This is a genomic window from Blautia hansenii, assembly GCF_013304445.1.
GTDB lineage: Bacteria > Bacillota > Clostridia > Lachnospirales > Lachnospiraceae > Blautia.
Genome location: NZ_JAAITA010000001.1, coordinates 119764 through 140601, shown reverse-complemented (window position 1 = coordinate 140601; position 20838 = coordinate 119764). Strand labels below are relative to the sequence as shown.

At 41.2% G+C, this 20838-nt stretch carries 15 protein-coding genes; 1 reads left to right on the top strand and 14 read right to left on the bottom strand.

The features are described 5' to 3' along the window. Positions 1 to 73 precede the first annotated feature (73 nt). From G5A70_RS00670 to G5A70_RS00615, 12 genes are all read right to left on the bottom strand, one after another. Complete coding sequence (locus tag G5A70_RS00670) at positions 74 to 2938, bottom strand: hypothetical protein (protein WP_173747201.1); 2865 nt, start codon at positions 2936 to 2938, stop codon at positions 74 to 76. A gap of 13 nt (positions 2939 to 2951) precedes the next feature. Continuing rightward, positions 2952 to 4421, bottom strand: coding sequence for a flippase (locus tag G5A70_RS00665; RefSeq protein WP_173747200.1), 1470 nt, complete (start codon positions 4419 to 4421; stop codon positions 2952 to 2954). A 2-nt stretch (positions 4422 to 4423) separates the two neighbouring features. Then, positions 4424 to 5431 carry a glycosyltransferase family 2 protein gene (locus tag G5A70_RS00660; protein WP_173747199.1) on the bottom strand — a complete coding sequence of 336 codons (1008 nt, stop codon included), beginning with the start codon at positions 5429 to 5431 and terminating at the stop codon, positions 4424 to 4426. A gap of 18 nt (positions 5432 to 5449) precedes the next feature. Beyond that, entirely contained in the window at positions 5450 to 6451 is a 1002-nt protein-coding gene (locus G5A70_RS00655; RefSeq protein ID WP_173747198.1) for a glycosyltransferase family 2 protein, read from the bottom strand. 11 nt (positions 6452 to 6462) lie between these two features. Next, positions 6463 to 7569: a glycosyltransferase gene (locus G5A70_RS00650; protein WP_173747197.1), complete on the bottom strand. Its 1107-nt coding sequence runs from the start codon at positions 7567 to 7569 to the stop codon at positions 6463 to 6465. Positions 7570 to 7590: 21 nt separating this feature from the next. Then, positions 7591 to 9009 carry an O-antigen ligase family protein gene (locus tag G5A70_RS00645; protein WP_173747196.1) on the bottom strand — a complete coding sequence of 473 codons (1419 nt, stop codon included), beginning with the start codon at positions 9007 to 9009 and terminating at the stop codon, positions 7591 to 7593. A gap of 24 nt (positions 9010 to 9033) precedes the next feature. Then, entirely contained in the window at positions 9034 to 10131 is a 1098-nt protein-coding gene (glf, locus tag G5A70_RS00640; RefSeq protein ID WP_173747195.1) for a UDP-galactopyranose mutase, read from the bottom strand. Between the two features lie 49 nt (positions 10132 to 10180). After that, on the bottom strand, positions 10181 to 11251 hold the full coding sequence (locus G5A70_RS00635; RefSeq protein WP_173747194.1) for a glycosyltransferase family 2 protein: 1071 nt from the start codon (positions 11249 to 11251) through the stop codon (positions 10181 to 10183). Next, entirely contained in the window at positions 11244 to 12467 is a 1224-nt protein-coding gene (locus tag G5A70_RS00630; RefSeq protein WP_173747193.1) for a glycosyltransferase family 4 protein, read from the bottom strand. Before G5A70_RS00630 ends, G5A70_RS00635 begins: the two co-directional genes overlap by 8 nt. A 13-nt stretch (positions 12468 to 12480) precedes the next feature. Further along, entirely contained in the window at positions 12481 to 13179 is a 699-nt protein-coding gene (locus G5A70_RS00625; RefSeq protein WP_173747192.1) for a sugar transferase, read from the bottom strand. Between the two features lie 2 nt (positions 13180 to 13181). Next, positions 13182 to 14384 (bottom strand): DegT/DnrJ/EryC1/StrS family aminotransferase, encoded by a 1203-nt coding sequence (locus G5A70_RS00620; RefSeq protein WP_173747191.1) that lies wholly within the window; start codon positions 14382 to 14384, stop codon positions 13182 to 13184. Between the two features lie 99 nt (positions 14385 to 14483). Then, positions 14484 to 16367, bottom strand: coding sequence for a polysaccharide biosynthesis protein (locus tag G5A70_RS00615; protein ID WP_173747190.1), 1884 nt, complete (start codon positions 16365 to 16367; stop codon positions 14484 to 14486). A 342-nt stretch (positions 16368 to 16709) separates the two neighbouring features. On the opposite strand from G5A70_RS00615, the gene G5A70_RS00610 reads away from it, so the two are divergent. Beyond that, complete coding sequence (locus tag G5A70_RS00610) at positions 16710 to 18563, top strand: hypothetical protein (RefSeq protein ID WP_173747189.1); 1854 nt, start codon at positions 16710 to 16712, stop codon at positions 18561 to 18563. Positions 18564 to 18625: 62 nt separating this feature from the next. Here the strand turns inward: G5A70_RS00610 and G5A70_RS00605 are convergent, their stop codons facing one another. Together G5A70_RS00605 and G5A70_RS00600 are read right to left on the bottom strand one after the other, a co-directional pair. Beyond that, complete coding sequence (locus G5A70_RS00605) at positions 18626 to 19744, bottom strand: DUF362 domain-containing protein (protein WP_173747188.1); 1119 nt, start codon at positions 19742 to 19744, stop codon at positions 18626 to 18628. An 18-nt stretch (positions 19745 to 19762) separates the two neighbouring features. Beyond that, positions 19763 to 20806, bottom strand: coding sequence for a ribonucleotide-diphosphate reductase subunit beta (locus G5A70_RS00600; protein WP_173747187.1), 1044 nt, complete (start codon positions 20804 to 20806; stop codon positions 19763 to 19765). Positions 20807 to 20838 lie beyond the last annotated feature (32 nt).

The following is a 20838-nucleotide window of genomic DNA, read 5'->3' as shown; positions in this document are numbered from 1 at the left end:
TAATAATTTATTAACTTTGTAAACATACTGTTTTTATCTTACCATAGCTTCATAGGAAAATCTACATGTTCTTCTATTTTACTACTTTTTGTATAAAAATCTTTTCTGTGTACGGACATGTTTCCTGTAATTGCAAAACAAATTCCCATTCACTGTCTTCCGGTACTTTTATCTGATATTGCATTACTGTAGCTTCTTCGCTTTTGCGCATAAGTAACTGTTTTTCTTCCTTCACCTCACCATAGCAATATATTTGTACTTTTGCTTCTGTCTGTTCTAAATTTTCTGAAAGTATATGGGTAATCTTATAATCTCCAGCCGGAAGCTGTATACCTGACTTTAATTGAAAGAAATCGCCTTTTTCGTCCCTGAGTAAATCTGCCAGTATTCCATACTGATTAGAATAGCCGCTCTTTTCCTGTATACTCTTCTTTACCCATATATCGTAATACGCAATTCTCTCTTGCAGAGTGTAGTCCCCAGATAAGTCCAGCAAATTTTCTCTTGTCTCTGCCGCTAATAGAGCATCTACATCTGCTGATTGTGTTTTCAAAACAGGTCTTCCTATTTTTTCTTCCAGTTTGGTGAGTTTTCCTCCATCTGCAAAGGACTTCACATAGTATCCTAAATCACTTCCTTCTTGTATCTGTTCTTTCAATACCTTAGAAATAGTTTCTAACGCCTCCTGACCAATGGCATATTTGTCAGACTTTCTCTCAAAAGAAAGCTCATTCAGTCTGATATAACTTCCATAATTTAGATAAATTCTTGGCTCTATGCTTTCCGCTTCACCTGTTTCAATCTCCATCTGAAGTTTAAGATGACCATCTTCATCTATTTCTTCTGACCTAATGACCTCTTCTTGAAACAAGGAACCATTTTTCCATATCTGGAGACTCCCAAGAACATCATTCTCCCAGGAAAAAGCCTCCATATCTATTTCAAAATCTAATACTCCTCCAGAAAACGGTATAGAATATCCGTATAAAAAGTTTCCTTCTTCTCCGTTAGAATCCATATAAGCAAATCCGTTTCCGGTAATTTTCACATCACTCGACACCATGGTGAGTGGAATTTTTGCAGTATTTTTCAAATAAGTATTTAACTCTATCCCCATACCTTCCAGGGCATTTTGAAGTTTTTCTCCCTTTACATACCAATACTCATTTTCATCTAATTGTACACAGAGAAAATCATTTCTCAAAAGGGCTGTTTTCTCTCTTGGGTCACAGGTGATAAAAATAGCCGTTTTCTCTGTATTCCTCGGGATTCCTACTACAATTTTTTCCTCTTTCAGCATAAATTGGCATTGACTTACTAGTGATTGTCCTGTTTCTGGAAAAAATGTATTGTCCACATATAGCTCTTCTGGACGCACTTCCGTCTTCAGATTCTGAAACACTTCATAAGACTTATTTGCATATGTGTAATTAATCTGGCCTCTTTCCCCTTCATGATAGATACAGTTAAATCCATAAGAATATATAAGCAGAGCACATAATAGAACAATACTCCCCATTTGTTTCTCCCATATAAATAGCATACAAAACACTGCAAGAAACACAATTGCAATCAATACTGCAGGTAAATAAGTACGAATGCGAATAGTGTCTTCCCATCCATTCGTAAGAGAAAATACATTAGAATCCCAACTAGTTCCGTTAAAATCTGAAATATAAGGAAGTATGAATACGGTCCAGAACCCTTCCAGAATCAACGTAATCAGCCCTGCCGGAAACAGATATGATTTTACTTTATTTTTATTCTGTACAGACCAGACAATGCCAAGCATAAGCACAGGTACAAAATAAATACCATAATACCGCAGATAGGTAACTGCCCGCATACCATCTGTCGCTTGGCCTGTCTCTATTGTCTGAATAACACCCGGAAGCCAAGAAAATGCCTGTCCCAGAATTGTAATGGCTGTAGCTGCCAGACCAAAAGAAAACACCAAAAAATAGTTTTTTTGAATTTCTAAACCCTCTACGATTTCTTTTTTTCTCAACAGACTTTTCCAAAGCATATGACAACTAACTATTGCCCCCAGAATAGCCACACCTCCTGTTACTAAAAGCATGGAATTTACCTGTCCTAATACAATATAAAGCCATCCGATTCCTGCTTTTGCAGAAGAAAAAATAGAGGAAATAGAGAAAGATACACTGGTATTGCCTATCTCGCTGTTGGAAGCAGCATTTGTAAACATATTTACAATGTAATCAATTCCTTTTTGACTAAAAAAATATCCAATACTTCCCAAAATAAGTGTAACTGGAATAGAAAGGATACATTTTCTGTAAACCCACAGATAAAAAATAACTGTTACGGCTAAAGCAATCCACAGGGCTACAGCCCTGGAATGAATAGTCATCTCATAGACTAAAAGTAACATCAAAACCCCTGTAAATACTGCCTTCTTTCCTTTATGATTCTGATTCCGTAGCAATTCCAGTAAACACCAAACAATCAACCATACAAATAAATCGTAAATAAACTCATTATATGCATAAACAGCTCTTAAGAAAACCAGATAAGAACAGGCCACAGAAACAGCCGTGGTAGGCAGACTATTCTTCATGGCAAAATATCTTTTCATAATGTAATAACTGACAGGACCTACCAAAGCCTGAAATAGAATCATACATCCGACAATGATTCTATATAAAATAATCGGATTTTCAATACCTTTAAAAAGAGGAGTTAATAATGCCACAAATCCATATCCATAATATCGGTAAGACTCTGCGTTGCCTGACCAATCCAAGCCTGCCCATGTTGCTGCCGGCATAAACATAAACGTTTCATCCCCGGTGACACTAAGTGGATACACATCTTTTAAGAAAAAAAGTCTTGGAAGAAGACAAATCAAAAAAGATATCATTAAATATTCTGCTGTATGTAATTTTTTATTTTCAATACTTTTCAGTTTTACCACGCTCTTTATCTCCTTACTCTTTTCTTCGCAACAATCTTAATCCCATCTCAACCATTTCCATTGCAAACTTTTCTTTCTGCACCAGCAGCATCATTCCATACACACCAAAGAATACTACTGCTGTAATCACTAGATTCACAAACACCCACACTGTGGACGTTCCATTTGTCAATACCTGTCTCACCAAAAAAAGCCCCCCACTGGCCATCACTGCTGCCAGAACATTCTCACGGATACTGATTTTCTTCACCAGATTCCCCAGCATTTTCCGCAAATACACGCACTGCACTACCAGCACTACCAATTCTGCCATCAAAGTAGCAAAGGCTGCTCCCGATGCTCCATGTTTTCCAATCAGTACGAGATTCAGAATAAAATCCAGTACTGCTCCAAAAACAATGGAATACACTACTTTCTTCTCTTCTCCCTGAGGTGTCAAAATCTGAATTCCTGTTATATTAGATAACCCAATAAATAATACTGCCGGCATGAGAATCTGCATAGGCAGAATAGATGCTGCAAATTGTTCTCCAGCTAAGAGAAGAATTGACTCCTTTGCCATAAAGATAAAATACATGGTCACAGAAAGCCCAACCAATAATACAAAATTAAAGGCTTTCACTACCATTCTGTGAAATGCTTCTTGTTCTCCCTTTTCAATATAGTAAGACAATCTTGGAAGAAGTACAGTTCCCAGGGATGTAATCAGACTTACTAACAACGTTTTCACCTTAATAGCTGCTGTATAATACCCTACTTCAGCATTTCCTTTCATAAACCGTATCATAACAATATCCAGGTTTGTATACACACTGATTGCTGCTGTGGTGGCAAAAAACACCATAATAGGTTTCATGTGCTGTTTAAAATTATACCGTCCTATTTTCCGAAAACTGACATATTTCCTCAGATTCCAGAAATTCAACAAATAGGAAGCACTTCCTGCAAATACTGTAATTGCCCCATATTTAATATAGTCCTCAGGATTTTTTACCCAGAGAAACATCATAAGAATCGATATGATTTTAAACACAATAGAGCAGGTTGTAATATAAGCATACTGCTCTATTGCATTATAAAACCAGGTAACCCCCACAACATTCAACACCATACTAATACTGTTAATCAACAGCAAGGTACGTTCCTGTGTAAATTCCGGCACCACGGCCAACATAATCAGAAATACCGTAAAGGATAAGAGCATACTCACTCCATTAATAATCATCAATTCCTGCACAGTTTGGGACAATTTCTCTTTATCATCCCGAACTTTCGCACAGGTACGAATCCCGTAGGTAGGAATACCAAGAGAAGCAAACATCATAAAATAAGTAATAATTGCTGCTGCCGAGTCCACCCTTCCACTGCCTACAGGACCCAGCGTACGGAAGATGTAAGGTGCCGTAATCAACGGAAAAATAATAGAAGAAACCGTCAAAATTGCATTCATGATAAAATTAAATTTAATGGAATGTGTCTTCATACCTAATCTTCTCCTATATGATTTCGTTTCTTGCACATTCTGGCAATCCACGCATAGCATTTAAAGTTCATCTTCCGAAATAACCGAAGTGTCCCGCTCTCTTCCCCTGAACGGCGGTAAATCTCCGGACTTTTTTCTTTCAGTTCTCTGTCAAATGCACGGAACTTCTGTCGTATCTCTCTGTCCTTTTCCGGAAAACTCATGAAAACAGTGATTTGGTCTCCCACCATCTGGGCAATCCGCTTTCCAATATAATCAATTTTACCTTCTGTTCCGGTCTTTGCATATTCCTGGAAAAAATTTGTCAGATGCAAGATAACATCAATATGATTCTGCATATGTTTCTGATATCCCTGAAGACTGACACTCTGGGTCATCACGGCCAGCCTGTACATGTAAACAAACAAGTCCAGAAACTGTACGGTTTCTACATAAGGAATGGGATACAACACATATTCCACGTCCACATAAAAGCAGTGCTCATCCAGACGAATCTGATTTTCTTTTAAAATACTGGTCTGTATCACAAGGGCATGCATGGCAATCTGCTTTCTTTTTCCGGCCTCTTCAAAAGACCAGATTTCTTTTTCTTTCAGAACTTTATAATCTACCGGTGTTTTCTCCCCGGTCACATCATTGACTTCATAATAATTTGTAACCACATACTGAGCCGTGCAATTTTTTAAAACTTTTACCAGTTTGACGAAATCTTCTGTGTCAACCCAGTCATCTCCATCTACCACTTTAAAATAAGTCCCTTTGGCCTCCTGAATTCCACGGTTTATAGTAGAACCATGCCCTCCGTTTTCCTTTGAAATCACCCGGAACGTCTGGGGATATTGCCTTTCATACACCTTTCCAATCTCTGCCGTCCTGTCTTTGGAACCATCATCTACAATTAAAACTTCGACTTCCTCCAGGATTTCCGGGCTTAGAAAGGAATCCAATGTCTGTTTCAAATATTTTTCCACATTATACGAGGGAATGGTAATTGTCAGCACCTTCTGCATACTTCTTCTCCTTATTCTCTACTGCCTCAAACTATCGCTTTTTTTTCGCAGACCGGACAGTATATTCATTATGCCATACAAATGCCGTTTCATCAGAAACAACAAAATCTTATCTTTTTTTGACAATGTTTTTATATAGGGATTCTGCAAAAATCCTGGATATTTCTCTTCCACATAAATCCGAAACTTTTTCAGCCATATACTCTTACTGTTTTCCAGAATAATCTCTTTAGACGGAACAAAATATCCATGTTCAAAAAACATGTATTCCAGCTCCTTTTGAAATTCTCCCGCCCTTTCCTTCTGACTGAAATAATCACGCAGAAACTCCAGCACCCATGTCCGGTCTTCGTAACTGCGTTCAAAATTGCTGCTGTGCATAATAGAACCTTTTCTCAACATATAATAGTAAAAAGGTTCATCACCCACATATCCTATTCTCTCTGCCTGCAGTAAAAATCTCGGTGTGGTTGCCAGGTCTTCATAATGCCGTCCTTTCGGATAGCGAATACCAGATTTGTCCCAAAATTTTTTACGGTACAGGCAACAGCATGCAGAAGGAGATTTCAGCAAAACCTCAGGATTTGTCCTGGCAGAAAAAACCTTATTTTCCGGCATTCCGTAGTGATACAAATCTCTTCTCCCGGTTTCCTCTTCAATGGATTCAAAGTCAAAAAATACCATATCGGCCTGAAGCTTGTCTGCACAGGCAACTGTCTTTTCCACCAGATGCGGTGCTACACTGTCATCTCCGTCTATAAAAAACAAATATTCTCCTTTTGCCTGCCTGGCTCCATAATTTCTGGCATCACTGAGCCCGCCATTTTCTTTATGGAACACCTGGATTCTCTTATCGGCACAGGCATATTCCTCGCAGATTTCTCCGCTTTTATCCGTTCCTCCGTCATCTACCAGAAGAATTTCTATGTTTTTTTCGGTCTGTGCCTGAAGACTTTCAACACACCCCCGAATATACCTTTCAATATTATACACCGGTACAATAATACTGGCTTTTTTCATGCTCTGACTCCTTATTTTTCCAGCAGTCTTTGCTGCTGTTTTTTCAATGTTTCCAGACTATAGGCTTCCTTTTTTCCAATCCAGGAAATATGTTCCCTGTCTGTTTCTCTATGTTTTAAAATAAAATCTGCCCAGACCTCCGGCTTCTCTTTCAGTGGTAAAAACCAGCAGTTCTCCGTAATCTTCACTTCCGTTGTAATAGTATCACTCATCAGGCTGGGAAGTCCCGTACACTGGGCCTCTACTCCCACAGTAGGAAGTCCTTCAAAATATGACGGAAGCAGAAAAAAATCCATGGCCTGGAAGAGTCTGTCCGGGTCTTTTCGAAAGCCGAGAAGCCGAACACTGTCTTCCAGTCCTTTTTCTTTTATCCTCTTTTCTACGGTCTCAAACCGCTCTCCTCTTCCCAATAAAAGCAGCACTGCTTCCGGACATTTCCTTTTCAGTTCTTCAAAAATATCTATTAAAAAGTAATGGTTTTTCTGGTAAACGAAGTTTCCCACATGTCCCACCACAAACTTGTTTTCTAAATTCAGTTCTTTTCTTACATCGTCTCTAACCGCAGACGAATATGTAAATTTCTTTAAATCTACGGCATTAAATATCATCTGAAATCTGTCTGATTTTACTATCTTTTCAGGAAACATCCACAGTCCCGCTTTTTCAGAACAGCCGTAATACTCTGTAGCTGCCCTGTACAAAGACAATCTGCAGAACTTATGGATGCTGTCAAAAATCATCCTTTTCACAGGATTCTCACAATCATTTCCACTGGTATGACTGTGAATGAAAATCCTGGGAACCTTTTTTTTCTTTGCTGCCCAGGCAGCAATGCAGTCAATGGCCGTGGAAATATTGAGATACACAATATCGTAGGATTCTGCTTCCAATATTCTGCATACTTCCCGGTATTGTCCTACCGGGTGTTTTAAATTGGGAATTGCAAAAATGCGGGAATGATACTTTTGCAGGAAGGTTTCCAATTCCGGAGAAACCTCATTCGTCAGAAAATCAATTCTGATGTTCTCTGTATGAACATTCTCTAAAAAATTCAGGAGATATTTGTCAATGCCTCCTCCGTATCCGTCCATGATAAATCCTGCCAGTATCTTTTTCATCTTTTGTTTCCGCCTTTTCTTTTATTTTGTACTCTGCATGTACTGCATCAGATATCCCAAGAATGTCCACAGCACAAATGCTGCCGGGGAGTTTGTATAGAGCCCTTCCATTAGAAATCCCATAGCCACAGCCACTACCAGAATGCAGGCAGAAAGTATTCCTATGTAATTCCGATCCGAATCTTCTGTTTTAAGAATATTTTTTCCCCACCGGCAAAATACCAGAATGCCAAATGCCAGAAAAATTCCAATCCCCAACAGGCCTTGATAAACCATAATATTTAAGTATTCATTATGCAGGCTCACATACTCCCCCTGGGAATTATGTACCGCATAAGTATCCGGAAGCTTCTCCCTCACATATGGAAGAAAGGAATTATACCCGGTTCCCACCACTGGGCTGGTCTGCCAGATTTCCAGTCCGCTTTTCCAAAGAGCAATCCTGCCGTTTGTCACGTCCTTTTCCAAATCAGCAGCCCGCTCCGTCTGTTGTGTCTGTTGTGTCTGTTGTGTCTTTTGCGTATTCTGTGCCTGTGTGTTCTGTTTTTGTGTATTCTGCTGTTTTTGCGCATCCATAATTTTTATCTCAGCTTCTATTTTTTCACTATATCCTGTTTTCACATGGGAACCGCCTCCTATAAAAACAACGGCAGCAAAAACAACCATCAAAACACGAAGGGCAAATGTTTTCTTCGCCCACTTGCCTGTAACACCTGCAAAAATCAGCCAGAAAACACTTGCCAGGGCAAGAGCCAATTCTGCAGTCCGGGAATCTGCAAAAAGAATATATCCATAATTCACTGCAAGAATAAGTACATAGGGTATCTTTTTCCAGCTTTTTTTCGTCATGCAATGATACAGACACAGCAAAACCGCAAGGGTACTGAGCACACCGCCATAATTGGGGTCTGTATAGACTCCCCAGAGCCTTCCCCAATAAAATCCCGCTAACATCAGTTCATTCCCTGAAGTAAACCACTTTGCGTGGTACAATGTCTGCATCAAATACAGACTTACAGCCGCGGCTCCCCCACTGTAAAGCAGAAGTACATGGGAGAAGAAATGAAATTCTTTTTTATAGGAAGACTTCTCTCGCTTTGTATCACACATATAGAGCAGAAAGAATAAAAATCCTGTCCATATCATCCACTTCATGTCCGCTATTCCTGCACCATACTTCCAATTCACCAAAATACTAATGCCAAAGCTGGCACAAAACAACACCAATACTACCAAATAGGGTGTCTTCACATAATCTTTCCAGTAAATCATTCTCCCTAAAAGCGCCAACGCTCCCAATATCAGACATCCCTTCACCAACAGGGGCTGCACCGGCGAATCATACAGAAAGGCATTAAAAGTCACAAGTCCCAGCAGCAGATACGCCAGCTTAAATGCCCATTCCAGATACTTTACATACTCCTTTTTCACTAACTTCATCAACAATCCCCTTATTTCTCTGCTTTACAGTTCTTTTTCCACTAACTGAAATGCGGACTCAATGACCTTGTCCATATCGTAATACTTATACTCTGCCAGTCTGCCGCCAAACAGAACCTTATCTTCTTTATCTGCCAGTTTTTTATATTTCTGGTACAGACTCTGATTTCTCTCATCATTAATGGGATAGTAAGGTTCCATGCCTTCCTGCCAGTCCGACGGATATTCTCTGGTAATGACAGTCTTTGGCTGTGTGCCGAATTCAAAGTGCTTATGCTCAATGATTCTGGTATAGGGAGTTTCGCGGTCTGTATAGTTTACCACAGCCACACCCTGATAATTTTCTTTATCCAAAGTTTCTGTTTCAAACTTCAGACTTCTGTATTCCAGCTTTCCGAAGCAATAATCATAGTAAGAATCAATGGTTCCTGTATACAGAAGCTTTTCGCCCAGAGCATTGTATTTTTCCCGATTTTCATTGTAATCCACACCGGTTTCCATATCACAGCCTTCAAACAGCTTGTCTATCAGCACATTGTAGCCGCCGATAGGAATTCCCTGATACAGATCATTAAAATAATTATTATCATAGGTATATCTTACAGGAAGTCTCTTAATAATGAAAGACGGTAAATCTTTACAATCGCGGCCCCATTGTTTTTCGGTATAGCCCTTGATGAGTTTTTTGTAAATATCCTCTCCAACTAAACTGATGGCCTGCTCTTCCAGATTCTTAGGTTCTCCCTTTACGCTGGCTTTCTGTTTTTCAATAATCGCTTTTGCCTCTTCCGGGGTGCTGATATTCCACATTTTACTGAAGGTGTTCATATTAAAGGGCATATTATACATCTCGCCGTGGAAATTAGCCACCGGAGAATTGGTATAGCGGTTAAACTCCACCAGAGAATTCACAAACTGCCATACTTTTTTATTGCTGGTATGGAAAATGTGGGCGCCGTATTTGTGGACATGAATGTCTTCTACATCTTCACAGTAAAGATTTCCTCCTATGGTATCACGCTTTTCCACTACCAGGCATTTCTTGCCTGCCTTTGTGGCATGATAAGCAAAAACTCCGGAAAACAATCCGCTTCCTACTAAGACATAATCATATTTTTTCATATTCTTTTTCCTCGCTTTGTAAAATTTTCACTTTGCTTTTCCTTATCTGTTACCGGTTGGATTTCACCTTGGAATACACCGTGGGAAGTCCGCTCCGCACTATATGTACAATTCTTGCCAGAGCTGTACACAAAAACACGGATTTCTGTTTCATACAGACAAGGGCTATTTTTAATGCCTTACTGTCTCTGGCTTTTGCCCTGAGCACCAGGCTTTCAAAAAGGGAATCCGAAAAAACTTCCCGGCAGAACTGCGCCCTGTCTTTGTGTTTCATTCCGGCTCTCCTGTCGCAGTTTCGCTCTAAGGCGGAGAGTATATATCTTCCGTACAGGCTGCCCAGAATGGCACAGGTTTCCTCTGTATCGGTTTGCCAGAAACGCTGCTGGTCATACAGCATGGCTATTCGCCTTCTATGGAGAGGGTAATAGTCCGGTACAAATTTCGTCGTCAAACTTCCTTCCATGCGCTTTGCATAATGATACGGCGCAATATCCAGGATATTCATGGCCTGGATATGCATACAAAACTGAATATTAAAAACAATATCTTCGATAAGCCGTACCGTTTCATACTGCAGCCTTTCTTTTTGTATGTGCTCCAGGCTGTAAAACTTGTTCCAGGCATATCCGTATATAGTTTCCTGTTCCAGATAGATAATGTGTTCTCTCATCTTCTGCTGACTGGAAAAAAACTGCCTTCTCGGCCGAATCTCATGGGTATAATTCAGCTTTCCATCCCGGTCATAATATTCTTCTTTATGCCCGATAATGGTCAGCTCGGCCGGATTTTCCTGCAGTGCTTTGTACACTTCTTCCAGCACAGTCGCTTCTACATAATCATCCGGATCCATAAACCAGATATACTGCCCTTTCGCATGGCTCATTCCTGTATTTCTGGCAGGGCTTAAACCACGGTTTTTCTCATGATGAAACACCTGGAGCCTCTCGTCGTTTTTTGCCAGTTTCTCTGCAATTTCTCCTGTTTTATCCGGAGATCCGTCCTCCACAATCAACAGTTCCCAGTCCGAAAATGTCTGTGCAACAATACTTTTCACTGCTTTTTCCAGATATTTTTCTACTCCGTAAGCAGGCATCACCACAGTAAAAAATGGTCTATTCATTTTCTGTCAGCTCCTCAATCAATTCAATAATCTTCTTATAAGACTGGGGTCTGTCAAACTGTTCCTCTGCAATTGTCCTCGCCTTTTTCCCCATTTCTGTTCTTCCTGCCTCGTCTTCATACAGCTTTTCAATGGCATCTGCCAAAACGTTGACATCCTCCGGCATAATATTGATACCAAATCCGTCATGCTCGACCTTGTTTCTGAATTCCGGACTCATACAGGTATTAATCATTGGTTTTCCCGCTGCCAGATAATCCCCGATTTTCGTCACAATACTCTGGGGCGCTTTCTTCACGAACGAATTCACCAGAATATCGGATTTTGCCAGATAGGCCGTCATTTTCGGGTAAGGTGCGTAACCTACAAATTCTACGTTACTGCAATTCTGCTCTTTTGCCAGGGTTTCTAGTTCTTCTTTTAAAGGTCCTCCTCCCAAAATTTTAATCTTTATCTGGCTTCTGCCACGATTTAAGAGTGCTTTCCCAGCCAGCACCATGGTGCGGATATCATAACTCGTTCCGATTGTTCCCGCATAGGAAACCCAGAATTCGTCCCCACCTTTGGATATCTGTGGACTATATTCTTCCACTCCTGCATCAAATTCTGCGATTTCATTCCCCACATACACAGTCTTTTTCGGTACATTCAGCTTTTGTTTCTTCAATGGTCTGTCCCGGTATTCGTCTGAAGTCCCAATAATTCCTGATACCAGAGAATACACTTTCTCTGCATCTCTCAAAAGAGGATAAAAAAGAATGTCACTGATAACCGGTATGTCCAATACCATACGCATAGCTTCCGGCCACAAATCGTTGACATCCGGCACAAAAGGAATTCCTTTTGATTTGGCATATTCTGCCGCTGCAAGAGCTACATCATTTGGAGGGATTTCGCAATAAATCAAATCATAATCCCCTTCTTTTTCCAGAAGCTGCCGTAGATTTTTTGCAGCGATACGATGGCTTCTGATTCTACGCAGATCAATATTCTTCTTATATCCCGGCTCATAAATAAATTTTAAATTAAATTTATAGTTTTCTTTTTTAATCTCATCAAGATTCCTCTGGGCTTTCTCCCAATGTTGAAAGGTTGTAGTGATTAAATCCACCTGATATCCCGCATCAGACAGAAATTCTCCAATATACCGAAAACGGCTGTATCCTTTTTCGTTGTCAAGTTTCACACCCATGGAAATTACTGCTATCTTTTTCATATTCATCTCCTGTCTATCTCAGCACCGCAAGGGCCGTGTCTATCATAACCTTAAAATCGCCCCATATGCTAAATTCTATCAAATACTGCAAGTTATATTTCATTTTCTCTGGTAAAACATATTCCACATAGATTTCATCTGTACTTTTGTCTGTTGTCTGGCTATATTTGTCTAAGATTTCATCTTCATCTTTATAGGCAATACTGGTTCTGGATGTAATTCCGGCCGGAAGTAAAAGCGTTGCCATCATCTCCGGCGAATAGCTGTCTACATATTTCTGTACTTCCGGTCTTGTCCCTACAAAGCTCATATCTCCCGTGAGTACATTAAATAACTGCGGAAGTTCATCCAGACGACATTTGCGAAGTTTATTCCCCATTCTGGTAATTCTGGAATCCTGTCCGGTAGTCACCAGCGGCCCCTTCTTGTCCGCATCTGCCACCATGGTCCGAAATTTAAAAATACGGTACTTTTTTCCATACTGAGTCACTCTTTCCTGACGATAAAAAACCGGTCCTTTGCTGTCCAGTTTAATGCATACTGCCAGTATGAGCATTACCGGTAACAAAAGAACGGTCAAAATAAATGACAGAACCACGTCCAAAAAACGTTTGGCCACAAGTGCCCCACGCTTTTTGGAAAGGTACCTATAATATTTTTTTACTTCTTCCTGTTTCATTTTCTGCGGAAGTGCATCCCAACTTTTTAACATGCTTACAGTTCCTTTACTATTTTTCTGTAGGTTTCAATGATAAAATCTACCTGCTCATCTGTCAGACAAGTATGAAGCGGCAGCGTAATTTCATTTTCAAACATATGATACGCATTAGGGAAATCCTGAATGTCAAATCCCAGGTTTTTATATGCCGTCATCATAGGAAGTGGTTTATAATGCACATTTGTAGCAATCTCCGCCTCTGCCATTTTCACAATGACATCATTGCACACTTCTCTGCTTTTTCCAACTAGACGTGTGAGATACAAATGCCCACTGGAAGTATGCTTATCACTATAATGTTTCAAAACTTCAATATTCAAGTCTTGAAATGCATAATCATATCTTCTGATAATCTCCCGTCTTCTCTTTAAAATATCAGGATATCTTTTTAATTGTATCAGGCCAATAGATGCCATAATATCTGTCATGTTACATTTATAATACGGACCGGCAATGTCATATTCCCAATTTCCTAATTGTGTTTTAGCCAAGGCGTCTTTATTCTGTCCATGAAGTGAATAGAGCATATATTGATTATAAATATCTTCATTATCGATACCTGGAATGGTACGCCATACAGCTGCTCCGCCTTCTGCTGTTGTAAGATTTTTAACTGCATGGAAAGAAAAACTGGTAAAGTCTGCAATTTCTCCTGCCATTTTTCCCTCTCTGGAAGCACCAAAGGCATGTGCGCCATCAGCAAGAATGGCAATCCTTCCCATCGCTTCCTGTATCTCATTGTTCGCATGAAAAAGAGATTTCTTTTCCTCTGCAATCTGAAATAATTCCCGGTAGTGCGGATAAATAATACCAGCCAAATCTACTGCTATTACTGCCTTTGTTTTTTCTGATACTGCTTCTCTTACTTTTTCCGGATTCATATCAAAAGTGCCCGGAACTGTATCTACCAGAACAGGTATTGCCCCTACATGGCAGATAACACTGCAGGATGCTGTATAGGTATATGCACTGGTGATAACCTCATCTCCCGGTCCAACTCCTAGAATACGAAGGCTCAATTCCAGACTTGCTGTAGCAGAGTTAAGGCATGCTGCTTTTGCAGTATGACAATATGCTGCAATTTCATTTTCAAATCTTTTTGTTTTCGGTCCTGTAGTAATCCAACCGCTTCGCAAAGTATCTGCAACTTCAGCAATCTCTTCTTCTGTGATGTCTGGTGGTGAAAATGGTACTTTCATAATTGTATATTCTCCAAATCTTCTTAGTTCTATTTCTTATTATATCTGTTTTTCTTATAAAAGCAAGTTATTGAACTATTACGTTTATAATTTATCTACTTACGCTTTCATATGATAAGTCGGAACCATCTCCGCCACTTTCTCTTTAATCTGTACATCGTCCTGATAGCACGCTTCTTTTAAATCTGCCAGCTGCTGGAAAAATTCATCCTCGTTCATTTCAATGGGTTTCCCAATATGAATCAGTTTGTTGGCAGTTTCTTTCATGCCTTCCTCTGCCATCAAAAGTTCTTCATACAATTTTTCTCCCGGACGAAGTCCCGTATATTCAATCTTAATGTCTATATCCGGAGTGTAGCCGGACAGACGGATCAGATTTCTGGCCATATCATCAATTTTCACCGGTTTTCCCATTTCCAGGACAAAAATTTCTCCTCCTCTGGCATAGGCTCCTGCCTGAAGCACCAAAGATACAGCCTCCGGAATCGTCATAAAATATCGAATAATATTTTTGTCTGTAACCGTTACAGGGCCGCCCTCTGCAATCTGCTTTTTAAACAAAGGAATCACACTTCCATTACTTCCCAGTACATTTCCAAAGCGCACCGCAACAAACTCTGTATCCGATATTTTATTAAAGCTCTGAACAATCATTTCACATAGTCGTTTAGATGCCCCCATAATATTCGTGGGATTTACTGCCTTATCTGTAGAAATCAGCACAAAACGTTTGACTCCGTTGTCACTGGCTGCTTTGGCGGTTTTATATGTCCCAAACACATTGTTCTTAATTGCCTCATTCGGACTGTCTTCCATCAGTGGGACATGCTTATGAGCTGCCGCATGGTACACAATATCCGGATGATATGTCTCAAAAATACTGTTTATCCGATGGGTATTCCGCACAGAACCAATCAACGTTTCCAGATTCAATTCTGGATAATGGCGCTGCAATTCCTGCTGGATTTCATAAGCATTATTCTCATAAATATCAAAGACAATCAACTGCTTTGGCTGATATGCCGCAATCTGACGGCACAATTCACTTCCGATAGAACCTCCGCCGCCGGTTACCATGACTACCTTATCTTTCACATATCCCATGATTTCATCCAGATTGACCTGTATGGGCTCTCTCCCAAGTAAATCTGTGATTTCTACATCTCTTAATTTACTGACATTTACCTCACCATCAATCAGCTGATACATTCCCGGCAAAGTTTTCAATTCACAGCCAGACATTTGACAGATTTCCAGGATTTCTTTTTTCTCTTCTAATGGGGCAGAAGGAATGGCCAGAATAATACTTTTAATTTTGTATTCTTCTACATTTTTCAAGATGGTAGAGCGGTCTCCCACAATAGGAATACCATTTATATAACGCCCTGCTTTGTTGCGGTCATCATCAATCACACAACATATTTTCATTGACAAAAACTTACTGTCCATAATTTCTTTTATAATAGCTCTACCTGCTTCTCCGGCTCCAACCACCATAACCCGCTTCCATTTATTCCATCCACTGAACTTCTGCTCTTTAACCTCTTTTAAATGGCGCAAAAAGCGATAAGAAAACCGCAAGGCAGATACCATAGCCGTCTGCAATAAAATCTGAAAAAAGAAATAGCTTCTCGGCATAGAATACTGCAGCATATACATGCTTGCAATCTGCACTAAAAAGGCAATTCCATTTGCAATCAAAATATATCCTACTTCATGAACACCTACAAATTTCCAAAGACTGTGATACATACGACAAAAATAAAAAATAATCAAATTCAATGCAATACCTATTGGCAAATAATGATACAAATTTGACAGATACGGTACTTCAATTCCTGCATAAGAAAAATCAAATCGTGCCATGAGAGCAAGCAGTGATGATGCAATTATAATTCCAATATCAAATAATGCCAACAGCAAGGCTCTTCTTACCCATTGTAAATCCAGTAAATGCTCTTGCTTTTTATCCTGTCTTTCCATTTTTTTGTCCTTCTTCCATACTTATACTCAAATCTTCCATTATACAAAGATACCCTCTGCTGAATGAAGAGGCAACAAAATGCGGACAGCAGTCTACTCATTCCAACAAGAAGGTTCTAACGTAGACAGTATACATCATTCTAAGGGTATTTACAATTATTATAAGTCACAAAATCCTGAATAAACTTTTAATTTTCCTTTAAAGTCCTTTTAATTTTCTAACATTTTTCTTTTTTATCTATTATTTACAGCCAATATCTGTTATAATAAAAATACCTATAAACAACTATTTTCCGCCGCTCCTCCCTATAACAGCGGCATCACGGAAAGAGGTGAATCTATATGATGAAAAAACTGAGCAAACTGTTGGTTTTCCTGTTGACTCTGGTCTTAATCGGAAGTTCCCCCGGTATTTCTCCCATACAGGCAGCCGCAGAAAATGCAGCCAACGAAACCCAAAAAGAAAAGGAACTGGAAACCGTATCCAAAACTGCAGATACGATTGTTCTGAAAGCAGGGAAAAACTACGAATACGCAAGAAAAGTCACCGATGACAAGCAAAACGCCTCCTGGAAATGGGCTGAGAAGAAACAATATGACGCACAAAAAGAAACCGTTTCTTTTACCGGATTGAAGGCAGATACAGAGTATACGTTTACCCGCCGCACAGTCGGCGATACAGACGAAAAGTATCTGAAATCCACCATTATCCGAACAGAAAAGGTTCCTGACAACAAAAATGACACCAACACGGACACTTCCACCGACACTTCAAACATCGGTACTGACACACTGCCTCCGGGCGACGCCAAGGACAACGACTCCAACATAACACCTACATTCGACACACAGAACAACGACTCCCAGACAACTCCTACAGACGACTCGTCAAACAAAGACTCATACGATACCCCCTCCGATAACGCACAGAACAACAGCACGCAAACCACAGACTCCATAACTACACCTCCGAAGGAAGCACCGCCATCTACGGATGAGCCGGACCCGGAAACACCTCCCGAAAGCCCAAGAGAAGCCCCGGCCATACCGGCTCTCCAATCCTGTACCGACACCACTGTACTTCTAACCACACAGCCCAATCAGGAGTACGCGCTGGTACAGCAGGAAGATTCCGCAAACTGGAAATGGCAGTCCTCCGGTTCTTTTGAAAACCTGACTCCCGGAACTTCTTACGAATTTGTAACGCGCTTCTGTAAATCCGAAACGCAGGAGGCCAGCCCGGCCAGCGAAAAGCTGAAAGTCACCACAAAGTTTTCCGCAGCCAAAGCTCCGCAAAGTCCCCAGGCTGCAGAAAAAGGAGAAACATTCCTGGTTCTGCAAAAGCAGGAAAACGTTCTGTATGGTATTTCCGAAGACGGCAAAAACTGGACCTGGACAGAAAACCCGCGGTTTGGAAACTTAAAATCCGGAACCGCCTACCAATTTGCAGCCAGACAGAAGTTCAATGCCGATACGGATATGGAAAGCGAAATCAGCGGCAGTTCTGTTTTAAAAACTTACGTTGCTTTCAACGGATACATAGATGGAATTACAGCCGGAGCGACTTACGACAGAGGCACGAACCTGACCGCCACAGCTGTGGGCACCGGTATGGACAATCCCAATCCTTCCGCCGGCGATTCCCGCTGGATTCCCCGGAACTGGAACTGGGACGGAAAGACCAACCGCACCTGGTCCGACGCCCCTTATTCGGTAACCTTCGTTCTGAACAAAGCAGGCAATTACGAACTTACCGTTGGCTTTGACCTGGAAGAGTATACGGAAAATGGCTGGAAAGCAGTGGGACAGTCCAAATCTTCTGCAATAGAATTTAAAGCTGTAGTTCCGGTTTATACCATTACTTCCTCTGCGGATAAGAACGGACGCATTTCACCGGAAGGCAGCATTGAAATTCAGGAGGGAGAAAACGCAGAATTTACGTTTCTCCCCAACAAAAACTACCGTGTGGCAAAGGTTCTGGTAGATGGAAAATCCGTTTCTGTGAAAAACAACAAATATACCATGAAAAACGTGAAAGCAGACCATACCATTACCGTTTCCTTTGAGCGGACAGACAAAGCAGCCGCACCCAAAACAGCAGATAATACCCACGCAGGACTTTACATGGCGCTCTTTGCAGCTTCCTGTGGTATTCTTCTCCTTCTGGCCGTTATCTACACCAAACGGCAAAAGTAGCAAAATAACAGATAAGGCTGCCCTATGAAAGATTCATGCCTTTCATGGGACAGCCCTGTTCTCTATTTCTCTGGTTTCTCTTCTTCTAAAGCCGTGATATACGATTTTAAAAATTCATAAATCTCCCCTTCCGTAGGCGGACACCCTTTCAGGGAATGTTGAAAATCCTTTGTGCAAAGTCCGATTCCCAGTTCTCCTGTCTGTCCCCGGTACCCCTGTCCAATGCAGATTTTTTCTTTTAACTGCCCCAGAATCCCCTCTTCTTTCAGCTTTTGCAGGGCCGGCAGCAGATAGCCGTAGCAGGCACTGCAGGATTCCACTTCTTCCACAGCATCGGCCAGTTCCACGACTTTTCGCTCTTTGGGATAATACGCTCCCCGCAAAGGCCGGTTTAACTCCCGAAATTCTGCCAGCCGCCAGTCGGAAAGCCCTACTCCCAGTTCTTCTGCCATGGTGATATAGGGAACTTCTTCCACCTCATATCCCATAAGATGACAGACATAGGCATCGCACAAAACCGGGTCGGCCGCCGCCATAATCCGGTTCAGCACCACCGGATTGCCGCCGTCTTCAAAATCCCAGTCCCCACAGATGTTGTCCACCACCACAAAATCCTGACGGATTCCCGCATTCAGATGGGCAATGGGCTTGTGCAGACCCAGAGCATGAAAGCGGCGTTTTTCTGCGTTGGGAAGCAGGCCCTTCATATTTTTCAGAGCACAGGTGATTTTCGTCTGGCAATGGCCTTTCATCACCGGTACGTTGATGAGAAAATCCAGTTTCAGCGCTTCTTCACAGATTTTTAACTCCATTCCCTGGCAATCGCAAGTCTGCCAGTTATCTTTCTGCAAATCCAGAAATTCCACCCGGTACTTTTCCACTAAATCATCATAACCGCAAAGCGCGGCAGCCTCCGGGGTCTTATCTCCCACCCAGGAGCCCTCTAGCATCACCAGATTCTGAAATCCCCTTTCCTGCAGGTATTCTATTATTCCCGCCACAATTTCCGGGTGTGTCGTAGCCCCCCAGGAGGGCTCCGATGGAGACACCAGATTGGGTTTGATGCCAATGCGGCATTCTTTGTCGGGAATCTGTTCCTGCAAATTTGCTTCCTGTAAAAGCTGTTTTGTCATTTCTTTATATTCGGTTCCGTAAATCGCCAGAATTTCCTGTTCTCTCATAATTCTCCTTACTCTCCTTTATAAATCATCAAGCAGCGCCGTGCTCTTGGCATAAGCCGTGCTTTTTGCCTCGAAGAAATCGGTTTTCACCATATTGGCATTGGAATAGCGGCTGACCCACTTCATGCTCTCCGGCTCTTCTTCATATCCGGGGTACAAAATTTCCAGACCGATTCCGGTCATACGCAGATTTCCCAGATATTTTATATAGGAAGTAAGCATTTCCTCAGACAGACCGGGAATGTCCTCGCCAATGACGTAACGCCCCCACTGCATTTCCTGCCGGACGCCTTCTTTCATCATTTCTCTCAGCATCTGTACGTTTTCCTCTGTAAAAAGCTGCGGCTCTTCTTTCTTTAATTCCAAAATCATATTCCGAAACAGCCATAAATGGGTATTCTCGTCCCGGTTGATGTAACGGATTTCCTGGGCGCAGCCAGGCATTTTTCCATTGCGGCTGAGATTGTAAAAAAACAGAAAACCACTGTAAAAATAAACCCCCTCCAGAATATAATTGGCCATCATCACCTTTAAAAGTGTCTGGGCATCCTGCTTTTCCTGAAATTCATTATACAAGTTTCCGATAAAGGTATTTCTCTCTAAAAGATGGGCATCGGATTTCCACTGATACAGAATTTCATTTCGCTTTTCCGGGCTGCAAATAGTGTCCAGCATATAACTGTAGCTCTGGCTGTGGACACATTCCTGAAAAGCCTGTATGGACAGGCATAAATTGATTTCATTAGCTGTCACATATTCACTGATACAGGGCAGGTTGGCGGACTGTATGGAATCCAGAAACACCAGGAAACTGAGAATCTTGTCATAAGCCTGCCGCTCTTTTTTGGAAAGTCCCGGATAATCTTTTTTGTCCTGGGAAAGGTTGATTTCCTCCGGTATCCAGAAATTGTTCATAGCCTGCCGGTACCAGTCGCTGACCCAGGTATAACGCATTTGCGTAAAATCATTGAGGTTGGTAGTATTTCCCCCAATCATACGTCTGAGACGCACTTCGGTATCCCCCTGGGGATTAAACAATGGTTTTTTCGTTAATTTTATCATATTTTTCTCCGCTTATTTCATTATAGTATAAA